Origin of the sequence: Bacteroides sp. AF20-13LB, assembly GCF_003603065.1 — a bacterium.
GTDB lineage: Bacteria > Bacteroidota > Bacteroidia > Bacteroidales > Bacteroidaceae > Bacteroides > Bacteroides uniformis.
This window is the reverse complement of record NZ_QTMH01000014.1, coordinates 1-26,349: the sequence shown is the minus strand read 5'-3', so window position 1 is coordinate 26,349 and position 26,349 is coordinate 1. Positions and strand designations below refer to the sequence as shown.

Here is a 26,349-nt window from a genome sequence, read left to right as displayed (position 1 = left end):
CAGATTGTTTTATAAAAGGGCTATTCCCGATAAATCATCTTTTTGGTCATGCCTCCGTCAATGGTGATGTTTTCGCCATTGATGAAGTCGTTTTCGTCTTGACATAGGAATAGGCACATACGGGCAATATCTTCCGGTTTGCCAACCCGTCCGGAGGGATGTTGTGAATGGTCTTCTGCCCGTAATTGTTCATAATCGTGTGTCTGAATCCAGCCCGGAGAGATGGAGTTGACCGTGATGTGCCACTCTGCAAGCGATAAAGCCAACGCATGCGTCAATGAATAGATACCTCCTTTGGAAGCTGCATATCCTTCACTGCCCGGTTCACTCATCAGATAGCGGGTAGAACAGAGATTAATGATTCTTCCGTAGGTATTCGTGCTGTTTTGACTTTTGCGGTGTACTGCCAACGCATGTGAAGTAATGAATACCGGACGTAAATTCACAGACAATATTTTATCGAACGTCTCCACACTCGTTTCTGTGATGGGAGAGAATTCACTGATGCCGGCATTGTTTATAATGATGTCAATATCCCCCCATTCCTTGAAAATATTTTGCAGGCAAAGTTCCAATGCTTCTTTGCTGTTTAGGTCGACGGGGTGAAATTGTGCTCCGGTGGCTTGGGCGGTTTGTTGTCCTTCCAGTTCATTCTTGTCACAAAAGGCTACTTGGTAATTAAGCTTGCAGAAGGCTTCTACAATGGCTTTGCCAATCCCCCCGGCACCTCCGGTCACGAAAACTTTCTTTCCGCCTTTTTTGAGGGGAAGTGTCGGCTTATGTAGCGTTTGTACCTTGCCGGATTTTTTCGCTTTCTCCCAAGCTGCTTTGCGTGCCTGGTATTGCTCGTACTGATTTTCAAGATAATTATCGGCCATATATGTTTCCGGTTTTATTGTTTAACTACGGCGTGTGTCACTTCGTACCCGATGACTACTGCCAGTCCGTTCTGTTTTAGGTATTGTCCGATGGCGGGTACGTAACCGCATCCGTTCAATATGAGCAGGGAGGTGGTCAGTATAGCAATCTGTTTCTTCATGTCATTTTGACTTTATTTGGTTTAATGTTACAAAGGTAGAGAAAGTATTGAAAAGGCTATAGGGGTAGCATTATGTTTTCTTTCCTTTTGTCATATTATTTTTTTCAATGTGGTGATTCACCTCTCCATTAATGAGAGTTATATGATGGCTTTTACTGATTTTTCCTACTTTTTGTTTGTGGCTTTTCCCACTTTTACGAAATAAGTTACATATTTCTGTAATTAGAGCTGTCAAAATGGCTATAATGATGGGAACTAACCACTCTTTATTATTTTGTATGAATTCTACTGGATTGCTCATATTTGTATGTATTTATTAAAGTTAGATATGGATAACGGTGATGAATGAGTGAGTTTCCCTATGATTTTTGTTCCAATATATAATCCTAAGATACTTAAACTTAATCTTGTTAATGTAGAACTATTTAGTAGATTGAATACTTGCTCCCAGTTCTTATTTAAATTACAAAAATAGTTTCTGACTTCTGTGGCTGTAAACGGTGGCATTTCCTTTTTAAACTCTTCAATCAAAGGAATAAGATATTCTTGTTCTCTAACTTTTAATTTTTTATAGAAAAGATCACTGTTTACCTCTGTAAAAGAAAGTGTGTCTTCTTCGTGAGACGTACAAAACATACAACTTCCCATATCGTTTACTGCATTCATAATTTCGGGATGAATTGATTTGAAGTCCTCTAAAAAACGTCTGTCTATTTTTTGCCTGAAGAATAAATCATATTGTTTCAGTAAATGATTCTCAAAAGTATCTATCGGATAAAAACCAGAAATATTCATGGTAGCATTTCTTTGAATTATATACTCGATATCAATGGTCTTAATATTGTAAGCTATGTCAACAATGGGGGAGAGTTGTTTGAAAAACAGTTCCAGCATAAATGAAATAGAAGGATTGACCATCTGCTGTCTAAGCATCATGAAGGTAATCAAAGCAGATGTTGATGCATTTAGGTTAGGTATAAGTTTTATCGCTTCGTTTAATATGGCTTTTTCTGTTGATATGTTTTGAAAATTTAGTCTGTCAATTAAAACGTCTATAATAAACTCTTTTGCTCTTTTATCTTCTGTGGAAATATATTCAATTAGGGTATCATGTAAAAAGGCTTGCATAGATAAAGACTGGAACCTTTCAGTCAGGTGTTTTTGTTGTTCTTTTGCTAGCTTTTCAAGAATACTTTTTATACACTCTTCAATTTCTTGTTTAGCTTGTTCTATGGCTGTGGTAGTGTATTTATCAAAGTCTGTCCGTAGGATTTCGAGGCAAGAGGTCTGGAGGTCTTTAGAGATTTGCCCATCAATTGTTAGATTTCCATTGATAATAACTACATTATTAGAGTTCTCAATCTTTCCAATGTACTGTATTTTATTGTTGTCTAACATATTCAGTTGTTTTTGATTTTTTTTTTACTCTATTGAGTCATGTGGTATATTCACATGCTTCACCAATAGACTTATCTTTTCTCCGAATAAGTTCACTATATTGATACAAGATAACCTTCATCTCTCTTCCTTCTTTTTTCCTTGAATTCTCTTTACTTGTTCCTCTATTTCCTCAATCGAAGGCAGTTGACTTTTAATATCTTCGGGAATCAGCTTAGACAGCTCATACTCTGATATGCCGATAGGCTGATTTGTTGATTCCAGTGCATATTGCGCCATTACTTGGTTTTTTGTCTTGCAGATAAGCAAGCCGATGGTGGGGGTATCGCCAGGTTTACATTTTAGATGGTTTACGGCACTGATATAAGTACCGAGTTGACCTATAAATTCAGGTTTGAACTTCTGCACTTTTAGCTCGATTACGCAATAACAACGCAGTTCCAAGTGGTAAAAAAGCAAGTCGGGATAGATTGTTTCATCGCCTACTTCCAAAGGCATTTGACGTCCTACGAATGCAAATCCTTTACCCAATTCAAGCAGAAAACGAGTGATATTCTGTGTCAAAACCTTTTCTAACTCTAATTCTTGAAAATCTTTGGTAATGGTCAGGAAATCGAAGTTATAGGGGTCTTTGAGTGTCTGTAGAGCTAGGTCACTTTGCGGTTTTGGTAGCAGACGACTGAAATTGTTTACCGCTTTGCCTTGCCGCTCATAGAGATTGGTATCAAGAAAGTTGAGCAAAACGGCACGACTCCAGCCGTTTTCTACAGTTTCATTCAGATAGAATAGAGCCTTATCCACTTCCTTGCATTGGGAGATGATATAGAGATGATGCCCCCAAGGGATGGAGAAAAATTTCTCTTCACCTAATTTGGAAACAACTTGTTGCCAAATTGTATATGGCTCATTATAAAATAGATACCACTGCTTTATACTGCGTATGTTTCTATATGAGAACCCTTTCATATCAGGAAATTCTGCCATCAGCTCACGACTCAACTCTTCGAGAAATCCGCTTCCCCAAGTCATTTCTTTCTGCCGTTCTATAATTTCTGCCCCCAGTTGCCAGTAAAGGTGAAGCAGTTCGCTGTTCACGCGTACAGCCGCTTTAATCTGTGCACTACGAATGTCTTGTTTTAGGTGGTTTACCCAATCCTTGAACGGTTGATTTATAGATAGTGCTGTTTTCATATTTTTATTTTCTTCATCGTCATATTCGATGTTTCTATTTCACAAAGTTAAGAAAAAGAATTTATTTCAACTGTAATCCTTTCCGTCTTTTCTACCTCTCCACTTTTACCACACAATATACCATCTCCCCCTCTCTTTCCTTTACCTCATCCCGTGTTGCTGCAATATCCTTCCGAACACGTTCACCCGTTTTGCAGAGAATAGGTATCGCACTATGTCGCTGTATTTCCTCCTATATTTTCGCAGGCGATAATTATTCCCCTTGTAGGGCTTCAAAAGGGAATCCGTCTGTTTCCCTAAGGAGAACGGTTTGTTTCAATATGGAGAACAGTTTGTTTCATTAGTAGGAAACAGTTTGTTCCGTTAAAGAAAACAGTTTGTTTTATTGAGTGCGAACAGTTTGTTTCATAGTATGTGAACACTTTGTTTCTTACTGTTGTAACAAAGTGTTCACCGTTGTGAACTAAAGTGTTATCTATATTTTCAGTGATAAAATGACATGAAAAGGGGGCTGAAGATTACCTTTCTACCATTTGTATTCCTCGCTGTAAGAGTCGAAAGCCGGTTCTCCCGGAATGTTGTATTGGTGGAAAGTTCTGCGGATATAGTTCTGGTCTTCGGGGGAAAGGTAAGATTCTTCCCGGTAGAAGCGGTAGTATTTTCCGCGGCCGAAATGGGCTATCAACTGGCTTTTCAGAGGTTGGAGATTCTTGTAGGGAACTTCATCGAGCAAGTGGCTGATTCCCCATGCAACATGTATCTTTTGTGTCGATTGGAAATAGGCGCATTGGCTGCTATCCTCTGGAATACACAGTGGATTGATGATGCGGATGGACGGGTACTCGGGGGTATCGCGAAGGGCGGCTAAGCGATGCAGGCAGTTGTCGGCTTTCGGGCATTGGTTGTTGAAACAGCGTGAGTAGTTGGCAGGTGCTAAAGGTTTCTCGGAAGAATGTTTCATGTTTATATATACTTTGATGAAGCGACAAAGATAGCACTAACTTTTTGATATAGCCTTCTGTTCTCTTGTTTGAAATGCCCCCTCATTGAAAAAACAGCAGCCGGAACCACTGAATTCAGTAATTCCGGCTGTACCGTTCTTTCTTATAAGTATGGATGGACTATTTCACCTGGATGATGTCATAATTCAAGTCACTCACAGCTTCCTGCAGGCTGTCGTTGACAAGGCGCAGGGTTGTGTCGTTCACTACTACGAAGTACACCGGAGTGTCCCCGTCGTTCGGGGTCAGCTTGATGGCTGTTTTCTTCTTGTTGTCGACGTCTTTCTGGATAACTTCTTTCTTTCCTTTGGAAGTAAAGCTCTTGTTCTTTCCGGGGCCTTCGGCATCCAGATAAGTTGTTACCAGCGTGTAGCCGCTTTCTCCGTCGGGACCTACACTGTCTACGCTCAATACATACTGGATGCCCGGACCGTCGGCGGCGGGAAGGATTCCTTCGTATACGGCTACGGCAGACGAGTCATTGCCGGTAACAGCCATTACACTTTCGTCCATGGCGACGGCGTCATTGTTCTGAGTTCCTTTTGATTGGCAGGATACCAATGCAGCGGCAAGGGCTGCAATCATCATTACTTTTTTCATTGCTTTAATGGTTTAAGTTAATTATAAAGACGCAATAGCGTTTGTTATTCATCTTCTTCTTTCTTGATGACGAGCAGCTTGTCCACCCGTCCGCGGTCCATATCCACCACTTCGAAGTCCAGGTTTTTGTAGCTGAACAAGTCTCCGGCTTTCGGCACCCGTCCTATCAAGAACATGGCAAGACCGCTCAAGGTGGTGAAGTCTTCTTCTTTCAGGTCATCATAGTTCATAATGCCCATCGCCTCCATAAAGTCATCCAGATTCATGGAAGCTTCCACCAGCATGGAACCGTCTTGACGAACAACGATTTCCTCTTCTTCCGTTTCATTCTCTTCGAGGATGTCTCCGAAGATACTTTCCGTCAAATCGTGCAGGGTGATGATACCTTCTGTATTTCCATACTCGTCTACAACAACTCCGAACTTGTTTTTGTTCTTCTTAAACAGCTCTAAAACTTTCTTTGCATACAAACTTTCCGGAATAAACAAAGCAGGGCGTGCAATACTACGTAAGTTGAAGGGTTGTTCGCCGCCCATCATCAAGATGATGTCCTTTACGGAAACCACACCGATAATCTCGTCCTTTCCCCGCTCCACCAGGAGATATTTGCTGAAGTGTTCTTCGTGGATGATACGCAGCACCTCTTCCGGTGTGTCTGTGGGATGGAGCACGACGATGTCGCGGCGATAGGTCATCAGGTCATTCGCTCTTTTGTCCGAGAAGCGGAACACGTCACGCAACATTTCCGTTTCGTCTTTGTCGATGACGCCTTGTTCCGAGCTTTGGTGCAGAATCATCTTCAGTTCGTCTTGTGTCATTTGGCGTTCTTCGCCGCTGTTCAGTCCGATGAGTTTGTTCATCAGTTTGGTGGAAGCGCTCAGCAGGCATACAAACGGATAGGAAATCTTGGTCAGCACAATCATGAAGGGGCTGAGCATGGTGGCCCATCGTTCCGGGTTGTTCAAGGCGATGGACTTGGGCACCAGTTCGCCTATGATGAGCGACAGATAGGTGATGATGGCTACTACGGTAATCATGGCGAGAGTCTTGGCATAGGCGGCTACTCCCGGAATGAGGGCGAACAGCGGTTCTACGTCATCAGCGATGGTGGCACCACCATAGGCACCGGATACGATACCGATAAGAGTAATACCGATTTGGATGGTGGAGAGGAATTTTTCGGGTTCTTCCAGTTGTTTCAATACTCCTTTGGCTCTTTTGTTCCCTTTTCCGACAAGAGTTTCAAGGCGTGCTTTACTTGAGGAGACTAAAGCGATTTCATACATGGCAAAAATGCCGTTCAGAATAAGTAAAAGTAGAATGATAATAAACTCCATAGTGGATTTTGAATAGTTTGTGAGGCAAAGATAATGATTTTTCAGTATTTATTGTTAATATTGCCATCCATTAGAAAAAATAAACAATAAATAGATGAAAAAAAGAATTATTGCCTTGGGGCTTTTGTGGTGTCTGTTTGCCGTAATGTTGCAGGCGGCACGTGTAGACACGGTGTTGGTGAGAAGTGCAGCCATGAATAAGGATGTAAAAGTTGTGTATGTATTGCCTGATAAGGCTATCGGCAAGCAGGCTTGTCCGGTGGTTTATCTGTTGCACGGTTATGGCGGCAATGCGCGGAGCTGGGTGCAGCTGAAGCCGGAATTGCCGCAGATGGCGGATGAGAAAGGAATCATATTTGTATGTCCGGACGGCAAGAACAGTTGGTATTGGGACAGTCCGGAGAATCCTGCCTACCGTTATGAGACTTTTGTCACCTCGGAATTGGTGAAGTATACAGACGGGAACTATGCTACCATTCCCGATAGAAAGGCGCGTGCCATCAGTGGATTGAGTATGGGCGGCCACGGTGCTTTGTGGAGTGCTATCCGCCATAAGGATGTGTTCGGTGCGGCGGGCAGTATGAGTGGAGGAGTGGATATACGGCCGTTCCCCCAGAATTGGGAAATGAACAAGCAGTTGGGAGAGTTTGCTGCCAACAAGGCATCTTGGGATGCGCATACGGTGGTCAACCAGCTGGATAAGATTGTAAATGGAGACTTGGCGCTAATCATCGACTGCGGTGAGGCCGATTTCTTTCTTGAAGTGAACAAGGACTTGCACAACCGGCTGCTGGCAAGGAAGATAGACCATGACTTCATCACCCGTCCCGGTGGACATACCGGAACGTATTGGAACAACTCCATAGACTATCACGTCCTTTTCTTCGACAAGTTCTTTAAGAAGTAAGTAACTTATTATTCGATGGTATAGTTCACGGTGCGTGTGTAGTCCTGCTCGTAGCCGTTCCTTATATGCCTGACGACTGCATGGCAGGAAGTGACGATACCCCGGTTATCTAACGTATAAGTATAGGTGGTGGTCTCTTCACTTTCTCCGTTGCTGTCCGGGATGAGTTGGGTAATCAGATAGTTTGCAGGTTCTCCCAATATCTTCCCGTATATGGCAACCGCATGCATGGAAAGCGGATACATGTCCGTAATGAATAGGCTTGGTATTTCGGAGATATTTGCAATTTCATTGTCTGATGGTGTGGTAGCCGTACTGTTGTGCTCAAAAGTGTCAACCTTTTGCTGTATGCGCAATGCCCGGAAGTTGCTGTAGTCTATTGTAATGAATGAGTATTCTTTTCCGTCGTCCAGCTTTTCTGTGATGTTTTCCAGATAGTATTTGTCTTCGGTGTTGATGAGGTAGGAGAAGGTGTAAGTACGGGTATTTCCTGCCATATCCTGACTGGTACAAGTGGTGGCATAACCTTTGTCATTCAGCGTGTAGGTTGATACTGTACCTGCTTCGTCGGTTATCACGGCTTGATGGTCCTTGTATTCGACAGTAGTGGTATTCTCTATCTCGAAGAGTTCGTCTCCTGCTGTAAAGCTCTGTTTGCCGGTGTAGCTGGTCAGCCTGCCTGCACTGTTGTAAAGGTAGGTGTGGGTGGCAGTAACCGGTTGCGCATCGCTCTCTATCACTTCTTTGAGTTCGATTTTGGAGAAAGGAGTGGTGGGGTAGGTTGACGGCTCCGGTTCTGGCGTATCACTGCCATTGTTATCATCGCTGCAAGCTGCCAGTCCGCCGAGCAACAGCAGGCTGAACATGATTCCCGAAAATCGGGTGATGATTGTAACTCTTCTGTTTAGTTTCATCCTATTTGTCTTTTTATTTGATGCGTACGGCATGGCTTGCCCGACGTTCAATGGAGTTTGCGAGAGTGGTCACTCTTAAAGAACGGGTATCTTCTTGTGCGGGCGGTTGTATGCTTCCGTCGATGGCGCCGAGTGCAGTGCTCAATAAGGCTTCGTTGGTATCTCCAAAGGGCAGGAAACGTGACATGTCGCTCATCTCATTCACTACATATCCCGAGTAGGCCGGTTGGAATCCGGATTCATAATCAGATTTCCCTTCCGAATTGTATATCTTGCAGACGATGGGATTCATCGTTATCATCAGTTCGGGGCTGGAGAAATTCCTGGAACCTACATTCTTGCCTACGGTAGTACCGCCGATTATGACAACATCCATATACGGGTCGAGGCAGTTAATCACCATTTCGGAGGCGGAGGCAGTCTGGCTGCTGGTAAGTACGTAGAGAGTATTCAGGTTTAGGTTTGCTCCGTTTCCGATGAGTCCGGAATTCAGGGTGAACGGTACTATCTGCGGATTGAAGCGGTTGTTGAATTCCAGGTACCCCAACTCTTGTCCCAAGGTGGAGGAAGGTGCAAGCATGGTACACAGCAATTCTGCGCAACTCAGTAATCCACCGTTGTTGTAGCGCAAGTCAAGGATGAATTCGTTGACTTGCTGTGATGCGAAATATTGGAATGCGCTGCGCAGGTCGTTGTCATATTCATTACTGTTGTCCGTGGGGCCGGAACTGAAGTGGTTGTAGACCAGATAACCTATTTTCTTGCTGCCTGATGTATATACATTCTTATAGTGCACCGGGTTGTCGTTGACGGGACGCGCCGATGCTATCTGTCTGGGTTTGTCGTAAGCAACGATGGCATTTTTCTCCACGTCGTAATAACCTACTGTAAGTTCCATGGCACTACTTCCATACAGTTTCTTATAATTCTGTTCAGTAATAAAGTTCCCGTCCATCTTCATAATCCAGTCACCCCGTTTTAGCCCGATTTCCGAGGCCGGGCTTCCGTCGGCAACGTAAAGAATCTGTGCAACAATGGCATTCTCTTCTCCTTCTACTTCTATCTGGTTGGTAGTGAACTGGAATCCGTAGCTGTAATCCGTATAGGGGATGCTGCGGGTAGTGGTGATGCTGACCAGACTGTCGATGGTGGAGAATTTGTCTTCTTCGGATTTGAGCGAGGCAAAGAAAGTGAAAGGGGCTTGAAAATAGTTCAAGTCGTTGGTATGGGGGATAGCGTCTACCCAATAGTACCACACACGCATGGTATCGTCAATCCAGCGGTCTGTCTGGGTCTGTCCGGCATACTCTTTCCAGCGGTCCACCCCGCAGGAAGTCAGATAAATGGGAAGAATCAGGGTTCCCAATATGAGTATCAGTATATTTCTTGCTTTCATGGGGGCAAAGATAGTGCAAATTGAGTGCAGAACTTTCATGCTTGCATGAAAAAGTTTTGCCGAAATGCAGTCTATCTTATCTAAAGATAGAAAATTGCTTGCTTATCTACCACAATTGTGGTATAAAATTCCCTAATCTGTGTCATTGTCTGCCCCGGCTTATCGCTCTATCTTTGCAACATCCGAATGAGAAACGGTTTATTCACCTAAAATACAAACGACAATGGAAACAAAGAAATTGCACTTTGAGACTCTACAACTTCACGTTGGACAAGAACAACCCGACCCGGCAACTGATGCCCGCGCCGTACCTATCTATCAGACAACTTCGTATGTATTTCGTAATTCGGCCCATGCGGCAGCCCGCTTTGGCTTGCAGGACCCGGGGAATATTTACGGGCGGTTGACGAATTCCACCCAGGATGTGTTCGAGAAACGTGTGGCGGCTCTGGAAGGCGGTGTTGCCGGATTGGCCGTAGCCTCGGGTGCGGCAGCCATCACTTATGCCTTTGAGAATATCACCCGTGCAGGCGACCATATCGTGGCAGCTAAGACCATCTACGGCGGAACGTATAATCTGCTGGCCCACACATTGCCTGCCTACGGGGTTACCACTACTTTTGTGGACCCGGGCAATCTGGACAATTTCGAGAAAGCGATTCAGGAGAATACCAAGGCAGTATTCATTGAAACGCTGGGAAATCCGAATTGCAACATCATTGACATTGATGCCGTTGCTGAAATAGCACACCGTCACCGGATTCCTCTGATTATAGATAACACCTTCGGTACTCCTTACTTGATTCGTCCCATAGAGCATGGGGCAGATATTGTAGTCCATTCGGCAACGAAGTTCATCGGAGGGCATGGTACGTCCTTGGGTGGTGTTATTGTAGATAGCGGCAAGTTCGACTGGGTGGCCTCGGGGAAGTTTCCCCAACTGACGGAACCGGACCCGAGTTATCATGGAGTACGTTTCGTCGACGCTGCCGGTCCTGCTGCCTATGCCATCCGTATCCGTGCCGTATTGTTGCGTGATACCGGTGCCACAATCAGTCCTTTCAATGCTTTCATTCTGTTGCAAGGATTGGAGACGTTGTCGCTTCGCGTGGAACGTCATGTGGAGAATGCCTTGAAAGTGGTTGAATTCTTGAAGAAGCATCCCAAAGTGGTTGCCGTGAACCACCCGTCCCTGCCCGAGTATCCTGACCACGCGCTTTACGGGAAATACTTTCCGAATGGAGGCGGTTCTATCTTTACGTTTGAGGTGCGGGGCGGTGTGAAGGAAGCGCAGGCGTTTATTGACAGTTTACAGATATTCTCGTTGCTTGCCAATGTGGCTGATGTGAAATCCCTGGTTATCCATCCTGCCACCACTACCCATTCCCAATTGAGTGCACGGGAATTGGAAGAACAAGGCATCAAACCGGGCACGGTCCGCCTCTCCATCGGGACAGAACATATCGATGATTTGCTGGACGACTTGTCCCAGGCATTTGACAGAATTTAAAAGAATAACAGTATACGATAGAATGAATATTGCTGTATTATTGTCGGGAGGTGTAGACAGCTCCGTGGTGGTACATCTCCTTTGCGAACAAGGTTACCGTCCTTCTCTATTTTATATCAAAATAGGGAGGGACGATGCCGATTATATGGACTGCTCTGCGGAAGAGGATATGGAGATGGCTTCTGCCATTGCCCGGCGTTATGGATTATCGTTGGAAGTAGTGGACCTGCACCGGGAGTATTGGGACCAGGTGGCGGCTTATGCCATTGATAAAATAAGACGTGGCTTGACTCCCAATCCGGATGTGATGTGCAACAAGCTGATAAAGTTCGGGTGCTTTGAGCAACGTGTGGGGAAGGATTTCGATATCACGGCAACCGGGCACTACGCCACTACGGTGTTGAGGGATGGAAAGACATGGCTCGGTACCGCTGCCGATTCCGTGAAAGACCAGACCGACTTTCTGGCACAGATAGATTATCTGCAAGTTTCCAAACTGATGTTTCCATTGGGCAGACTGATGAAGAATGAGGTTCGTGACATAGCCCTGCGTGCCGGATTGCCCAGCGCCAGACGTCGTGACAGTCAGGGCATCTGCTTTCTGGGAAAGATTGATTATAATGATTTTGTGCGCCGTTTCCTTGGCGAAAGGGAAGGGGATATTGTGGAGTTGGAAACGGGTAGAAAGTTGGGCAAGCATCGGGGCTATTGGTTTCATACCATCGGCCAGCGTAAAGGATTGGGGTTGGGTGGAGGACCGTGGTTTGTTGTCCGCAAGGATGTGGAGGAGAATGTGATTTACGTGTCCCGCGGATGTGATACGGCATTGCAATACGGCTATGAATTCCGTATGTACGATTTTCATTTCATTACGGATAATCCCTGGAAGGGAGCGCAGGAAGAGGTGGAGGTGACTTTCAAGATACGCCATACGCCGGAGTTTGTCAAAGGCAGGTTGCAAAAGGAGGCGGAGGGTTACCGCATTGTTTCGGAAGAAAAGCTGCAAGGCATTGCTCCGGGCCAGTTCGGAGTGGTGTATGATGCTGATGCCCGGCTGTGTGTCGGGAGCGGGGAGATTTATATATAATATTCCACCAAGTCTACGATGCCTGCCTTCATGGCATATTTGGTGGCTTCGTGCGCATTGTTTACACCCAGTTTCCGGAAGATATTCTTCCGGTGGCTGTTTACCGTATGGAAGCTGAGGTTTCGTTCGGCAGCTATTTCTTTGGTTGTTTTCCCCAGGGCTATCTCTTTTAGGATGCTCCGTTCGGCAGTAGTCAGTAAATCATCTTTGATGGTAGGATGAGTGGGGGAGGAGGAACCGTTGCCTGCGAGCAGCAGGTTACTGACGTGATTACAGATGAATCGCTCCTTGCGTGAGGCGCATTGTAGTGCGGTCAGTATCTCTTCTTTGGAATTATCCTTCAGCGCTACGCCGAATGCCATGCTGCTGAACAATACCTGGCGCAGGAACGGTAGGCTCAATTCGTCGGAAAAGAGTAGCCAATCGGCTTCCTTGAAGCGTTCGTGAAGTACCATTAGCTCTTCGGCTCCCGAAAAATCAAAAAGGGTATAGTCCAGAATGACAACGGCGGTGGGATGCAGGCGTAGTTGCTGTATCAGTTCTGCCTTGTTGTCGGCTTCCAGCAGCAGGGAGGTGTCTTTCTGTCTGCCCAATAGGAACATCATGCCTGCTTTGGTGATATCTTGATTGTCTGCAATGATAAATTCTCTCATGACATTGGTATATAAAAAACTCCGCTACAAATGTACACTTTTTAGTGTGATTTGTGGCGGAGTGGGAATATATATATTTATATAAGGGTTTTACCAGGAACGTCCCTTGAATATGTTGGATTGTTCCAGCGGAACCAGGTTCCCGCTCAAAGTCATGGTGTTGGAGTTGAAGTTCGGGCTGATGGTTACGGTTGCGTTGTTCCCGCCATCGGTCAGCGTAAGGAATATCTGGGCGGAAATGCCGATACCCTGGATGCTGAAGTTACAATTCACGTTGCCCCGTTTGTCGGTAGTCATTTGGATGTCCGATACGGTTCCGTCTACTGTTACACCGCCAATGCCGTTAGGACCTGGGTATACGGTGTTGAAGGCTACCTGCACGGTGCCACGTCCTTGGTTGACCAATACGAAGTTGGTGTTGGAGTTTACAAATGCGGTCTGTCCGTTGCGGAACATCACTTGGTCTGCCTCCATTACGAACTGGTGAGCTTTCAAGGCCGCCATTGCGTCATCGTACGAAATGGCATCCTGTGCTTGTTCTTCAGCTTTCAGGCGTGCACGTTCTGCGTCTCTTTGGGCTTTACGGTCTGCGCGCTTTTCAGCTCTACTCTCTTGTGCATACATGGTCGTTGTTGCCATGCTTACCAATACTACTGCTGCTAATGCAATAAACTTTTTCATAATCGAATCTTTTTTTGTTTAGGTTTAAATAAATTGTTCGTTATAAGTTTATTGCAAGAACAATGCCTATCCAGGATTGTTCACCGGTTTTTTAATTATTTTATATCCGATAGCAGCAATAAAGATACTCATTACCGGACTGATAAGGTTGAAGAAGCAATAGGGAAGGTAGGTCAGTGTGGGTACACTCAAAATGGTGGCTTGCGTCATGCCGCAGGTGTTCCATGGGATAAGCGGGGAGGTGACGGTAACGGCATCCTCCGTGGTACGGCTAAGTAGCCGGCTTTCGTAGCCTTTCTTTGCGTAAACGTTGCTGAACATGTTTCCGGTGAGGATAATGCTGATGTACTGGTCTGCCGTGGCAAGGTTCAGGAACAATCCGGAACATACGGTGGATGCTACCATGCTGGCTGTATTCTTCATGAAGCGGACGAATAGGGAAGTGATGCTTCCTAGCATGCCGCTTGCCGTCATGGCTCCACCGAAACACATGGCGCAGATGATGAGCCAGATGGTATTCATCATTCCTGCCATACCTCGTGTGGCAATCAGTTCTGTCAACATGTCACTGTCAGTTTGTAGACTGGTACTGCCATAGAATGTCATCATTATCCCTTTGAACATATTCCCACCTTCCGCTATCTCATTCAGTAGTCCCGGTTGGAAGATGAAGGCGAATATCCCTGCCAGCAGAGTGGAGAGAAAGAGTGTGATGACGGAAGGCACTCTCCGGGCAATCAGTATTCCCGTAATCACGGGAACAGCCAGTAACCAGGGAGTAATGTTGAATTTGGCGTCCAATGCTGCCGTAAATTCCGCGATCTGTTGTGTATTGTTCGTTTCGTGTGTGAGTCCCATTACTGTAAAGATGACAAGGGTGATGAGGAGAGAGGGGACGGTGGTGATCATCATATAGCGGATATGGCTGAATAACGGTGTTTCCGTTACGGATGAGGCAAGGACCGTGGTATCCGATAACGGTGAAATTTTGTCTCCGAAATAGGCTCCCGAAATGATGGCACCGGCTATCCATCCCTCTTCAAAACCTTGTGCCTTACCTATGCCCAAAAGGGCGATACCGATGGTGGCGATAGTGGTCCATGAACTTCCCGTCATTACTGATACCAATGCACAAATAATGCAGGTAGAAGCAAGGAAAAAATTCGGATGGATAATCTGCATACCATAATATATAAGGGTAGGTACCACCCCACTTATCATCCATGTGCCGCTCAAAGCACCGATAATCAATAGAATAATGATAGCTGTGGCAACACCTGAAATGTTGTTGGTGATGGCAAGTTCATAATCTTTCCAAGGGATGCGGTAGAAAGTCATGCCGATAAAGACACACATACCAGTGGTGGCAAGCAGGGAAATCTGGCTTCCTCCACTCAAGGCGTCACTTCCGAAAGTATGGATGGTGGCGAACAGCATTCCTACGAGAAAAGCGATGGGAAATAGAGAAACGAGTGGAGAGGGTATTTTCTTTGCTGAATTCATAGGGTTGTTTTTGACTATGCTTGGTTGACGAATCTATTATCAATCTGTAGTTTATAGTTTGATGCGACAAAGGTATAACAATTCTGTTCAATATCTTCCTTATCCTTTGCATGACAAATAAAAATTATCAAATCTTTGCGTTTGCTTGGAAAAATGATAGTATCCTTGTTATTTCTTGCTGTAAAGGGTGATGGACAACGATATTATTGTTAAAATAACGCCGGTGCCGACCACGCCACTCCATCCCCAAGTCTGCCAACTGCTTCCTGCAAGGAAGGTACCCAAAGAGCCGCCGATGAAGTAAGTGGTCATGAAAATCGTATTTACCCGATTGGAGGCAGACGGGTAGATGTCGAAAATACTGGTCTGGTTGCTGAGTTGGATACATTGCATGCCTATGTCTATAAGAATGACACCGGTAATGATACCTGCATAGTTGTTTCCGCAGAAAAAGAGCGAGGCCCATGCAAGCAGAATCATTCCGCAACCGATAAAGTTGAAATTGCGTATGCCTACCTTTTTTACATATTTTCCTACAAAAGATGCGGTTAAGGCTCCGGCAATGCCGCAGAGCCCTAGTATGCCGATGACATCGCTGGATGCATGGAACGGGGCTTCTCCCATTTTGAATGCAAGGCAGGACCACATGGCAAGGAATGAGCCAAAGGCCAGTCCTGCACGTATCGAGTAGATTCGTAGAGAGGGGTATTCTCTTACTAATGAGAAAAGAGACTTCATCAGCCCGGAATATTTGCCTTGGAAAGTCGGTTGTATGTCCGGTAGTACCTTTAATACAACGATAGCGCATAGTAACATCATTCCAGCGGCGATGAAGTACATTTCACGCCAGCCAAGCACTTCACCCACAAATCCGCTGACAACACGTGATGCAAGTATTCCAGTCAGTAATCCTGAGATGACGACACCTACATTCCGTCCCTTGTTTTCGGGGCGTGAGAATTGCGAGGCAATCGGTACAAATATTTGGGGTATCATGGAGCAGATGCCGGTAATGAGTGATGCTGCCCAGATGATGTAGATGTTCGGTGCCATGGCAATGGCTAGAAGGGAAAATATGAGTAGGAAGAAATTCGTTAGGATGATATTCTTGCGTCGATAGAGGTCTCCTAATGGGACGATGAACAATAATCCCAGCGCATATCCGATTTGTGTAATCATGGCAATGAGGTTCGTTTTGAATTCAGAAACTTCCAATTCATGCCGCATGATATTAAGCAGGGGTTGATTGTAATACAAGTTGGCTACGGACACGCCAGCTACGATAGCAAGTGTCCAGAGTATATGTGCCGGTAATCCTCCGTTTTCTTTCAGTTCTTGTTTCATGCTGCAAAGATAATGTCTTTCTGTTTCATGCGCAAGATATGTGAGTATGATAAGAATATGTGTGAAGTGGTATCATCTTTTTAGCCTTTCCGTTTGTTATACTATTATTTTGTTTGAGAATAATTGATTGGAGCTATCTTGGATAAGCGGAATGTTGTATTGATATTTAAAGATACGTTGGGCATGGGAAATGAATGGTTTAGAGAGTTGCTGGGTATGAAATACAGGTGGACGAAATGCAGGCTCTTCTAGCAAACGAGGGTTGGTAAGGTGAATTCGATGACTCAAGGAACCTACCGTTCCCCCATTAGACCGCCTCCTGATGACATACTTGGGATTATCCTGCTATTGACTGAAAACTCGGGTATATATTAGTATGAATCATTATTACTTAAACTTATAATAGTATGAAACATTTATCGATAATAATAATAGTAGTGTCATTATGCGTTTTCCTGCTATCCATCGGCGTATATCATAAGGTTCCCTGGTCTGTTCTGCCAATAGTGGCTAGTGGAATCTGTATATTATGTTGGCTTTTGTTCCATTTACTCTGTATCAGTGAAGAAAGAGATTTACTGAAAGAGGGAAATCAGTATTTCATTGATACCTTTCAAAACATACGTAATCCCATTTCTTTGATTAAGACACCGTTAGGGGCAGTTTACGAAGGAGACTGTCCGGAAGACATAAAGAAGGAACTGGCTGTTGCACTTCATCATATAGGCGGGCTGGAGCAGCACTTGATAGCGTTGATGGAGTTGAAACGACTATTTGGCAATTCTGGTAGCCTGGTAGTTGCAGAACATGAAATCGGCGCATTTATGAGGAAGAAAGTGTCTTTTTTACAGTCTCATGTGGCCGGGTTACAGATGAAGCTGGATTTGGTTCCGGATTTTGACTATGCAAGCGCTTGGTTTGATCCGGGAAAGATATCTCCGGTTATCGACCGGTTTGTATTGAGTGCCATCGAGTGTTCTCTGCCGGAAACGCATCTCTCGATGCAGGTTTCGTTGAAGGGAGATTACTGGGCAATCAGGATTAAGGATACAGGCAACAAGCGATTTCTGAAATGTTGCAGATGGTACTCGTCGCGGCTTCCTATTCTGCGACCTCTGCATGGCAAGCAGTATGGCATGGGCGGTGTGTTTTTTGACAAGTTGATGAATATATGTGACGGGAAAATACTGACTTTGGAAAAGGAGGCTCTGCTTCGATTTCCCATAAGATGTTCGTGTGCGGTTTCGGGGGGGGATACATCCTTAAATATTCCGGACACTTTTCAGGTGAATGAGTCGGAAATAGCTTTCCATGGTTTCTCGAAGAAAAAAAATATGGATAGACCTTTAGTGATACTTGCGGATAATGACAAGGGATTCAAGGATTATCTTGAGAAACGTTTATCGGAATGTTTTGTAGTGAGGAGCTTTGATGACGGTCAGGAAGCATTGGAGGTAATATGTGAAGAGTATCCGGATTTGGTGATTTGTGATATCATGTTGAAAGGTATGAGCGGTGAGGAACTTTCTTCTAAACTGAAGACGTCGAGGGACACCTCCTTTATTCCGGTGATATTGATGGGGGCGCACATTGATGTGAAACGGCGGGAAAAGCGTTGTTCTTCTCAGGCTGATCTCTTTGTATGTAAGCCCTTTAATCTGGAGGACCTTAAAGTGGAAATATCCATATTGATAAATAATAGCCGTTTTCTTCGGAAGACATTTCTTCAGAAAGTTTTTGGAGAAGATTTTTTAACGAAACCTATGGAGCGGGCTCAGCAGGATGCCAATCTGGCATTTTTGAATGAAGTGAAGCTTTACATTATGGAGAATATGGATAAAGAGGATTTGACAGTAGATGATATTGCCTCCAGGATGTGCATGAGCCGGACAACCTTTTATAATAAGTGGAAGTTGTTGACGGGAGAAGCACCCAAATATTTGATTTCGAGAATCAGGATGGAGAAGGCACGGGAACTTTTGGAAAGCGGAAAATTTTCTGTGACTATGGTTGCTGAAATGGTGGGTATGCGAAATCTGAAAAACTTCAGAGGCAGGTATAAGGAGTATTTTGGAAAAACACCGAAGGAGTTTATGAAAAAAGTATGATATTTATCTGAAGAAAACTTTCATAGAAAGGCTGTCACATATTAGATAATGGACAGCCTTTGTTTTGAAATGGGAGATAGGAGAACTGAACATCCTAAGCTATCTATAAAGGAAAATCTCTCATCGTTTTCGTTTTGGGGATAACTGGGTATATATGATTAGCTTTACTTGCCGATGCAGTAATTGCAATCCTTTGATTATCAAATATTTGGAGCTCTAAAAGGTACAGAAGTCTAATTTTTTGTCATTTTTAGTCATTATAACCTGTTGATTATCAACATGTTATATGCTGTCACATTCTTTTTGTAAGACAAAGATAATTGTATTTTGTTGAATTTCAAAGTTTTCCAGCAAATAAGTTACAAGAACGAGGTATTTTTTACCCTTTTTTAGTGATGTAGCATGTTCATCAATGGTGTGCAATATTATGCAAATGGAATACGTATTTTCGGGTTGTCTTTAAATCTTTGTGAAGTGAGATAATATGAAGACTGATGTTGATTTGTATCGGTTTTTTATATTAATGGATGGACTGATGTTTTGATTTAATGATTATATTGACTACGGGTGCAATAAATTCGATAAAATAGTATTAGTTTTTGATTTTTGCATAAATGATGTAAATATTGAAATCTAATTTGCAAATATAGATATTTAGTTATATATTTGTGGAAAAACAGATTATATGATAGCAGAAATTAGATTTAAGAATATGTTCTCATTCAGAGACGAGGCTATATTAAGTTTTGAAGCTGATAGAAGTAAGGATATGGAGTCATATCATGTTGTCGAATTGGGGGGTGATGTGAGACTATTGAAAGTGGCTGTCATTTATGGAGCAAATGCTTCGGGTAAGAGTAATATTATTAAAGTTTGTGATTTTATCAAGTCATTCATTACTTATACCCCACTTAATAAGGCAGAACAAATTCAAATAGTCCCGTTTCTCCTGAATAAAACAAGTTCGAGGCAGTTATCTGAATATTCGATTTCGTTCTACTTGAAGAATGAGGAAAAAGCAGTTCGTTATGTCTATTCTGTAGCTTTAGACAGATGGCACGTAGCAAAGGAAAGTCTAATCTATTATCCAAGTCAACAGCCTGCTACTATATTTGAAAGAAATACTGAGAATAACGTATCGGTTATTAAATTTGGACAGAAGATCAAAATGTCGCAATCTGTCAAAGAGGAAATAACATTGAAGTGTTTGCATAACATGTCAGTTTTTGCTGCTTATATGCAGGTAAATACACATATTGTAGAATTAGAGGCAGTTCTTCAGTATCTAACCTATCAGGTTATGCCGGCAATTGTGCCTGCATCATCTTTAAGTCGTTATGCCGAAGAATCAATCAAGAATGAGTCTGCAAAAGATTATATTTTGAGATATCTACAGGAAGCTGATTTCAATATTTCAAATATTACTTCCAAAGAACAGGAAACACATAAGGGTTCGATCAATTATACTATGTATCAGCATAAAGTTTCATCTGATGATGGTAACAATGATTATTATGAGTTCCCGGAACTGTTTGAATCGGACGGTACTATCCGTACGTTTGGCTTGGCCGCTCAAGTGCAAAAGATTCTTGAAAGAGATGCTTTTCTTGCAGTTGACGAGATTGAATCCTCTCTTCATCCGAAATTGATAGAATACATCATTGAACGTTTTCTAAAAGAATCAGAGCAAGCCCAGTTGTTGCTCACTACACATTATGATGGACTATTAGGAGAAGAAGATTTGCTTAGGAAAGATAATGTTTGGTTTTCTGAAAAGAATCCGGACGGATCAAGTGTGCTGTATCCTCTAACAGATTTCAAAGGATTGAATAGAATTAGTTCTCTCCAAAAGGCATATAAATTTGGTAAATTCGGTGCAGTTCCTAATCTATAATCATGTACTTTTATGAGAAAAGCAAGAAAAAATACAGCGACCAGACAGGTTATTCATATCGTTGGTGAGGGCTTGACTGAATTATTCTATTTCAGTCATTTGAAAAAAATACTTGGTTATAGATATTCTATTTCTCCTCGTTTATTTGAAAACAATAGTATTGAGAAAATAGATAAGAAGATAAAGGAACTTCTAGATGAAGATGTCTTTGTAATATGTGTTTTTGATGCAGATGTTAGCAGGCGTTCTGATGCGGAAAATAAAAAAATGGTGTCACTCAAAAAGAAATATGAGAATAATCCCAATGTGATTCTCTGTGATAGTTTACAGTCAATAGAATATTGGTTTTTACTACATTTTGAAGATACGTGTCGACATTTTCAAGATTCAGCAGCTACAGAAAGAGCATTAAAGCAATATCTGCCAACATACGATAAAACTCGAAAATACCTTGAGAAGGATAAATGGGTTAAAGAAATGCTTGCTGATTCAAAAATGGATAGGGCATGTGAACTAGCCGAAAAATATAAAGGTAGAGATTCTTATAGTGAGATTTATAAGGCGATTAAAAAAGTTAGTCGGAATTGAAATAGTAAAAATATTAAGTTCTATTGATTGTATTATCAGTATGTTAGATGAATAATATTTTATAATTTAGAAATGTGTGGAATTATAAAAATGGACACATTATAAAAAGGAGGATATTTTATGTATATATCGAAGGTGTCATTAGTGAATTATCGCAATTTTGAAAATTCATATTTCCTTTTCAATAAAGGAATAAATACTATAATTGGAGAAAATGCATCTGGTAAGACCAATTTATTCAGAGCTATTCGTCTTATATTGGATGATAACTTATTATCTTATGCATACAAACTTAATGAAAATGATTTCAATAGAAATTTGATAAATTGGAAAGGAAGATGGATTATAATAAGTTTGGAATTCAGTGAAATATCAAATGAAGAAGCTATCCAAGCTTTATTCGTTTATGGAAGTGGAGTCATCGCAGATGATAAAGTTAAAAAGGCTACTTATAATTTATTCTTTAGACCTAAACCTGAAATCAGGAAACAGCTTTCAGAATTAAAAGAAGGAGATCATGATGGCTTAAATAGTATTTTAGATAAAATTACTATCAATGATTATGAGACTTTTTTTACAGGGAAAAGTACTGTTGATTTTAATGATAAAAATGTACAACGTGAATTGATGGGAGACTTTGAAAATGTTATTTTCAATTATGAAATAGATGAATCAAGGTTTGGAGGTCGTATTCCTCATCAGTTGTCTATAAGTAAAGAAGTCTCATTTACTTTCATTAAGGCATTGCGAGATGTTGTATCTGATTTTCAAGATAATAAGAAAAATCCTTTGTTGACACTTCTAAAAAGTAAAAGTGAAGAGTTAAATGATGATGATTCAGAGTTAATCTCAAATAAAGTAAAAGATTTAAATGAAACGATAGAAGATTTAAATGATATTAAAGAAATTACTAATAATATTTCCGAAACAATAAAAGAGGCTGTTGGTACTACTTATTCTCCTTCTTCCTTGTCTATAAAATCTAATCTTCCAAATGAGGCGGAAAAATTATTTCATGCATTAAAATTGTTTATCGGAGAACCGGGAGAAGATTATGAAGGAAGTATTCATGAATTAAGTTTAGGTGGGGCTAATTTAATATTCCTAACATTGAAACTTCTAGAGTATAAATATAGAAAAGAAAAAGATCGAATAGCAAACTTCCTTCTAATAGAAGAGCCTGAAGCGCATATTCATACACATATACAGAAGGCTTTATTTGATAAAATAGAATACGAAGATACACAAATTATTTATTCAACGCATTCCACTCATATTTCGGAGGTTTCAAATATCTCAAATATGAATATTATAAATAGGTTTAAAAATCATTCTGAAGTTTATCAACCATTTAAAGGCCTAAAAGATGAAGAAAGAATGCATATACAAAGGTTTTTAGATGCCATAAGGTGTAATATTCTATTTGCAAAAAGTGTTATCTTAGTAGAGGGAGATGCTGAAGAAATACTTATTCCAATTATGGTAAAAGAAACGTTAGGAGTTAGTCTTGATGAATTAGGAATAAGTTTAATTAATGTCAGAAGTACTGGCTTTGAGAATCTTGCACTACTATTTCATAATCAAAGAATAAAGAAAAGATGTGCCATTATTACAGATTTAGATAAATCTATAACTGGAAAAGTTACTAAGGCTTATAAATTAGGATTAAGTAGAAAAGAAAAGTTGAGAGGCCTAAAAAATAGGAGCAAATGGATTGGTTCATTTTTTGCTGAACATACATTCGAGATAGAATTTATAAAGGCTGGAAATGTTGATGAAATCTTATCAACTATTGAAGATGTTTATGTTGACAATGCTACTATTAAAATATCCGAAGAAGATATAAAGTCTGGTGACATAAAGAAATATGGAAAACGGATTCTAACGATGGCTGGGAATAAGGGTAAAGGGTGGTATGCAATACTTCTAAGTAAGTATATAACTCCATCTATATGTATTCCTAAATATATATTAGATGCTATTTTATTTGCTAAATTTGAATTCTCAAAAGAACTATTAGTACAAATGATAGGTTATGTATTAGGTACATATAAAGAAAGTAAAAAAATCAATAATCTTAAAAACAAATTAAAATCGTATGATGAAGGGGATATTTCTTTTGACGATATTAAGAAATCTTTAGAAGAAGTATTGAATAAAAATGAACCAATATTATATATATTAAATCACCTATAGATATGTTTGTTTGGGGAAAGAACGATTTGAATCCAGAGCAGGAAAAGGCTATATATAATGAAAACAGTATCTTATTAATAGCATGTCCGGGAAGTGGAAAAACAAGAACAATAACCTATAAGATAGCTTATGAACTGTCTAAATTGGAATCCAATAAACAATATATTGTTGCCATCACATATACAAATCGTGCTGCAGATGAAATAAAAGAGCGAATAGAATTATTGGGGGTAGATACTGAACAACTATGGATTGGAACTATTCATTCATTCTGCGTTGAATGGATTCTTAAACCGTACCATATGTATATAGAAGAATTAAGATTTGGATATGATATTATTAATACGAATGATACTGAGAATTATCTAGTGTCTTTATGCGCTTCATATTCAACACCAAAGAAAAAAATTACATATTGGGATTGTCTTTGTTATTGCTTCACATCGGAAGGCTTGAAGATAAATTGCACCAAACCAACAATAAAGGAGACTGTAGAATTAATTATCCGTGATTACTATCAGAATTTAAAAGAAAAGCATGAAATAGATTATGAATTAATATTATATTATTCATATTGTCTTTTGAAAGAAAATAAAAGTATATGTAAGACTCTGTCTAATATTTTTCCTTATATTTTAATTGATGAATATCAAGATACAAAAGAATTGCAATATATGATTTTAGGGGCAATTTTAAAAACCGGAAAAGAGAATAAAGCTTTTATTGTTGGTGATCCGAATCAATCTATATATGGTAATTTAGGAGGTTTTCCAATGGATAAAGATCAATTGGAAAGTGTAACGGGATTATATTATGACGAGTTATCATTAAGTAATAATTATAGATCATCATCTCTTCTTGTATCATATTTTGATTACTTTAAAACTTATGCAAACAAAATAGAGGCTACAGGAAAAACGAAGGATTACCAAAGTGTTATTAGTTATAATAAGACCATTTCAATAGAAGATTTAGAAAATGAAATAGTTCGTATAATTCAAAAAAATATTGATGAATATCATATCTCTCCGAATGAAATATGTATACTTGCACCACAATGGATTCATTTATCTGGCTTAACAAGAAACTTAATGGCACGCTTACCTCAATATAGTTTTGATGGGCCAGGTATGGCTCCATTTGCACGTGATATAGATAATTTTTGGTATAAATTATCACGTATTATATTAACAGATTCTACTCCGGGTTTATATATCAGAAGATTACGTTGGGCAAGTGAAATAGTAACTAATCTAATATCGATTGGAGTAACTAATATTGATTTATCTGCTAAACAAATATTATACATTTGCAATAGTATATTAATAAACGAACAAGATGGCTTGGAATATCTAAAGAAATTTTTCAATGCATTTCTTGACAGGGTTAATATTGACATTAATCAGAATAAATATTTAAAAATGCATTATGATGCATTTTTTGATAGTTCTAAAAAACGTATAGAGAGATTGAAAAAGGAAGGTGCAGAGTTTATAACGAACATTGATACTTTTAGAAAAGTTTTTCAACAAAAAAAGGGAATTACTATCTCTACAAACCATGGGGTAAAAGGAGCAGAATTTGATACAGTAATAGCTTTTGGGCTGTTAGATGGCTATGTTCCACATTTTAGTGAGTTAAATAAGGAAGAAAGCGCCAAACGTATATTGTATGTTATAGCTTCTCGTGCTAGAAAAAATTTATATTTAATATCAGAACAGGGCCGGAAGAAATATCCAACACAAATTCTTGATAGTTATAAATATCCATATAATAGATAAAAAGGTAAGTTTTATAGTTACGATAAGTAGTGTTATAGAAATGTAAACTTGGTAATAGCCATGCTTTAAATGGTTTACACTTTCGGTTTACAGCAGAAAATCAAGATGCTAATTTATATGTCTGATTAACAGGAGTATACAAAATGTTTTTATTTTCTTTATCTGTTTGGCATGTTATTCTCACTATTATGAGTATATACTCTTAGAGTGCGCACAACGGGAGTATCGATTTATTCACTTAATAACATTGGAATTATGTCATATATAGATAATGAGATACTCGAAAGACTTATAGGAACCATGGTAGAGGGATTTGCCCGCATTGAAAAGAAACTGGACCAGATGAACCGTTTGAAAGAATGTATGAACGGAGACAGACTGCTTGATAATGTGGATTTGGCAGAACTCCTTGGTGTGTCACAAAGAACTTTGGCACGTTATCGGCAAGAGGGCAAGATTAAATATTACTCGGTGGAAAAGAATGGGAAATCATTCTATCTTGCCTCAGAGATACAGAGTTTCCTGCTTCAGCGTGGTAAGAACGTAGTAAATAATAAATAGCAAATAGACTAAGTGACCGTATTCTGATGGAAAGATGATACATACGGTCACTTATGCATTATACTGGGATTGCGGTCACTTTCAATGTTTCCAGATTGACATAGACACCGCGATACAGTGTCTTTCCTTCCTTGAACATTTTCCAGAGCAGATCACATCCGATATGTGCCAGTGTGGAGTTAATGAACAGATCCTGTTTTTCCAGGGCTTCCGCCAGTGAACAGCTCGGCCCCGATTCATTTTCCTTGATTTTTGCATAGTCCACTTCCTCGGTGATGACATTCATTTTAGGCATGGGAATATATTCCTGTGAAGAAGGTTGGAGCACTTTCTCACGTACCGTCCCGATGATGACCTGTCCTTTTGTCTGGCTGTTCCCAAAATCCATCCAGTATATGGGAGCCGAATGGTCACTGAAGTTTTCTTTGCGGACTTTCTTCAGGAACTTCCAAAGTGTAAGACGTGAACGTATATTGTCCGTACAGGTAATGATGATATTTGCTGTGCTTTCTCCAGAAAAGTTCCTGGTGGGGAAGCATTGCGGTTCGGCAGTCCATGCGTATCCGAAGAAACGGTTGATGCGTGTGACTAGTGATACGGCTGCTGAAAACGGTTGATATCCGTTCACCCAAAACGGTGATATCCGTTCACTTTTCATCC

At 41.0% G+C, this 26,349-nt stretch carries 24 protein-coding genes; 9 read left to right on the top strand and 15 right to left on the bottom strand.

What is annotated here, in order from left to right:
* Positions 1-20 precede the first annotated feature (20 nt).
* From DWX62_RS16905 to DWX62_RS16870, 8 genes are all read right to left on the bottom strand, one after another.
* Entirely contained in the window at positions 21-878 is an 858-nt protein-coding gene (locus DWX62_RS16905; RefSeq protein ID WP_005826485.1) for an SDR family oxidoreductase, read from the bottom strand.
* A 14-nt stretch (positions 879-892) separates the two neighbouring features.
* The gene (locus DWX62_RS22045; protein ID WP_005826486.1) at positions 893-1,039 is read right to left on the bottom strand and encodes a hypothetical protein; all 147 of its coding nucleotides are present in this window, start codon (positions 1,037-1,039) and stop codon (positions 893-895) included.
* A 70-nt stretch (positions 1,040-1,109) separates the two neighbouring features.
* On the bottom strand, positions 1,110-1,340 hold the full coding sequence (locus tag DWX62_RS16900) for a hypothetical protein (RefSeq protein ID WP_005826487.1): 231 nt from the start codon (positions 1,338-1,340) through the stop codon (positions 1,110-1,112).
* A complete protein-coding gene (locus DWX62_RS16895; RefSeq protein ID WP_005826488.1) occupies positions 1,337-2,437 on the bottom strand; it encodes an LPO_1073/Vpar_1526 family protein in 1,101 nt (366 codons plus the stop codon). Before DWX62_RS16895 ends, DWX62_RS16900 begins: the two co-directional genes overlap by 4 nt.
* 117 nt (positions 2,438-2,554) lie before the next feature.
* A complete protein-coding gene (locus tag DWX62_RS16890) occupies positions 2,555-3,628 on the bottom strand; it encodes a PDDEXK nuclease domain-containing protein (RefSeq protein ID WP_005826489.1) in 1,074 nt (357 codons plus the stop codon).
* 526 nt (positions 3,629-4,154) lie between these two features.
* Positions 4,155-4,589, bottom strand: coding sequence for a DUF6078 family protein (locus tag DWX62_RS16880; RefSeq protein WP_008663796.1), 435 nt, complete (start codon positions 4,587-4,589; stop codon positions 4,155-4,157).
* A 160-nt stretch (positions 4,590-4,749) separates the two neighbouring features.
* Positions 4,750-5,229 (bottom strand): copper resistance protein NlpE N-terminal domain-containing protein, encoded by a 480-nt coding sequence (locus DWX62_RS16875; protein ID WP_005826499.1) that lies wholly within the window; start codon positions 5,227-5,229, stop codon positions 4,750-4,752.
* Positions 5,230-5,273: 44 nt separating this feature from the next.
* A complete protein-coding gene (locus DWX62_RS16870; RefSeq protein WP_005826501.1) occupies positions 5,274-6,566 on the bottom strand; it encodes a hemolysin family protein in 1,293 nt (430 codons plus the stop codon).
* Between the two features lie 94 nt (positions 6,567-6,660).
* Between DWX62_RS16870 and DWX62_RS16865 the strand changes: the two genes are divergently transcribed.
* Positions 6,661-7,473, top strand: a complete 813-nt coding sequence (locus tag DWX62_RS16865; RefSeq protein WP_016273304.1) for an alpha/beta hydrolase family protein — start codon at positions 6,661-6,663, stop codon at positions 7,471-7,473.
* 8 nt (positions 7,474-7,481) lie between these two features.
* Here the strand turns inward: DWX62_RS16865 and DWX62_RS16860 are convergent, their stop codons facing one another.
* Together DWX62_RS16860 and DWX62_RS16855 are read right to left on the bottom strand one after the other, a co-directional pair.
* On the bottom strand, positions 7,482-8,387 hold the full coding sequence (locus DWX62_RS16860; RefSeq protein WP_009036641.1) for a DUF4595 domain-containing protein: 906 nt from the start codon (positions 8,385-8,387) through the stop codon (positions 7,482-7,484).
* A gap of 13 nt (positions 8,388-8,400) precedes the next feature.
* Complete coding sequence (locus DWX62_RS16855) at positions 8,401-9,822, bottom strand: S41 family peptidase (protein WP_120173032.1); 1,422 nt, start codon at positions 9,820-9,822, stop codon at positions 8,401-8,403.
* 184 nt (positions 9,823-10,006) lie between these two features.
* Here DWX62_RS16855 and DWX62_RS16850 point away from each other — a divergent pair, with 184 nt between their 5' ends.
* Positions 10,007-11,293, top strand: coding sequence for an O-acetylhomoserine aminocarboxypropyltransferase/cysteine synthase family protein (locus DWX62_RS16850; protein ID WP_120173031.1), 1,287 nt, complete (start codon positions 10,007-10,009; stop codon positions 11,291-11,293).
* A gap of 22 nt (positions 11,294-11,315) precedes the next feature.
* Positions 11,316-12,380 (top strand): tRNA 2-thiouridine(34) synthase MnmA, encoded by a 1,065-nt coding sequence (gene mnmA / locus DWX62_RS16845; protein WP_005835905.1) that lies wholly within the window; start codon positions 11,316-11,318, stop codon positions 12,378-12,380.
* On the opposite strand, the gene DWX62_RS16840 is transcribed toward mnmA, so the two are convergent.
* From DWX62_RS16840 to DWX62_RS16825, 4 genes are all read right to left on the bottom strand, one after another.
* Positions 12,371-13,033: a response regulator transcription factor gene (locus DWX62_RS16840; protein ID WP_005826511.1), complete on the bottom strand. Its 663-nt coding sequence runs from the start codon at positions 13,031-13,033 to the stop codon at positions 12,371-12,373. The genes mnmA and DWX62_RS16840 overlap by 10 nt on opposite strands.
* A gap of 90 nt (positions 13,034-13,123) precedes the next feature.
* Positions 13,124-13,714 carry a DUF4251 domain-containing protein gene (locus tag DWX62_RS16835; RefSeq protein ID WP_005826513.1) on the bottom strand — a complete coding sequence of 197 codons (591 nt, stop codon included), beginning with the start codon at positions 13,712-13,714 and terminating at the stop codon, positions 13,124-13,126.
* 66 nt (positions 13,715-13,780) lie between these two features.
* On the bottom strand, positions 13,781-15,217 hold the full coding sequence (gene nhaC, locus DWX62_RS16830) for a Na+/H+ antiporter NhaC (protein WP_005835906.1): 1,437 nt from the start codon (positions 15,215-15,217) through the stop codon (positions 13,781-13,783).
* Between the two features lie 168 nt (positions 15,218-15,385).
* Complete coding sequence (locus DWX62_RS16825) at positions 15,386-16,561, bottom strand: MFS transporter (protein ID WP_005826523.1); 1,176 nt, start codon at positions 16,559-16,561, stop codon at positions 15,386-15,388.
* Between the two features lie 638 nt (positions 16,562-17,199).
* Here DWX62_RS16825 and DWX62_RS16820 point away from each other — a divergent pair.
* The 6 genes from DWX62_RS16820 (at position 17,200) to DWX62_RS16795 (ending at position 25,689) form a co-directional block, all read left to right on the top strand.
* The gene (locus tag DWX62_RS16820; protein WP_229116677.1) at positions 17,200-18,669 is read left to right on the top strand and encodes a response regulator; all 1,470 of its coding nucleotides are present in this window, start codon (positions 17,200-17,202) and stop codon (positions 18,667-18,669) included.
* A gap of 685 nt (positions 18,670-19,354) precedes the next feature.
* The gene (locus tag DWX62_RS16815) at positions 19,355-20,563 is read left to right on the top strand and encodes an ATP-binding protein (RefSeq protein ID WP_117907905.1); all 1,209 of its coding nucleotides are present in this window, start codon (positions 19,355-19,357) and stop codon (positions 20,561-20,563) included.
* Between the two features lie 12 nt (positions 20,564-20,575).
* Positions 20,576-21,151: an RloB family protein gene (locus DWX62_RS16810; protein WP_022301457.1), complete on the top strand. Its 576-nt coding sequence runs from the start codon at positions 20,576-20,578 to the stop codon at positions 21,149-21,151.
* Positions 21,152-21,271: 120 nt separating this feature from the next.
* On the top strand, positions 21,272-23,347 hold the full coding sequence (locus tag DWX62_RS16805) for an AAA family ATPase (protein ID WP_117907903.1): 2,076 nt from the start codon (positions 21,272-21,274) through the stop codon (positions 23,345-23,347).
* Between the two features lie 2 nt (positions 23,348-23,349).
* Positions 23,350-25,128: an ATP-dependent helicase gene (locus tag DWX62_RS16800; protein WP_117907901.1), complete on the top strand. Its 1,779-nt coding sequence runs from the start codon at positions 23,350-23,352 to the stop codon at positions 25,126-25,128.
* 255 nt (positions 25,129-25,383) lie between these two features.
* Complete coding sequence (locus DWX62_RS16795) at positions 25,384-25,689, top strand: helix-turn-helix domain-containing protein (protein ID WP_004294141.1); 306 nt, start codon at positions 25,384-25,386, stop codon at positions 25,687-25,689.
* A gap of 58 nt (positions 25,690-25,747) precedes the next feature.
* On the opposite strand, the gene DWX62_RS16790 is transcribed toward DWX62_RS16795, so the two are convergent.
* On the bottom strand, positions 25,748-26,349 hold a 602-nt coding region (locus DWX62_RS16790; RefSeq protein ID WP_120173030.1), incomplete at its 5' end, for a hypothetical protein.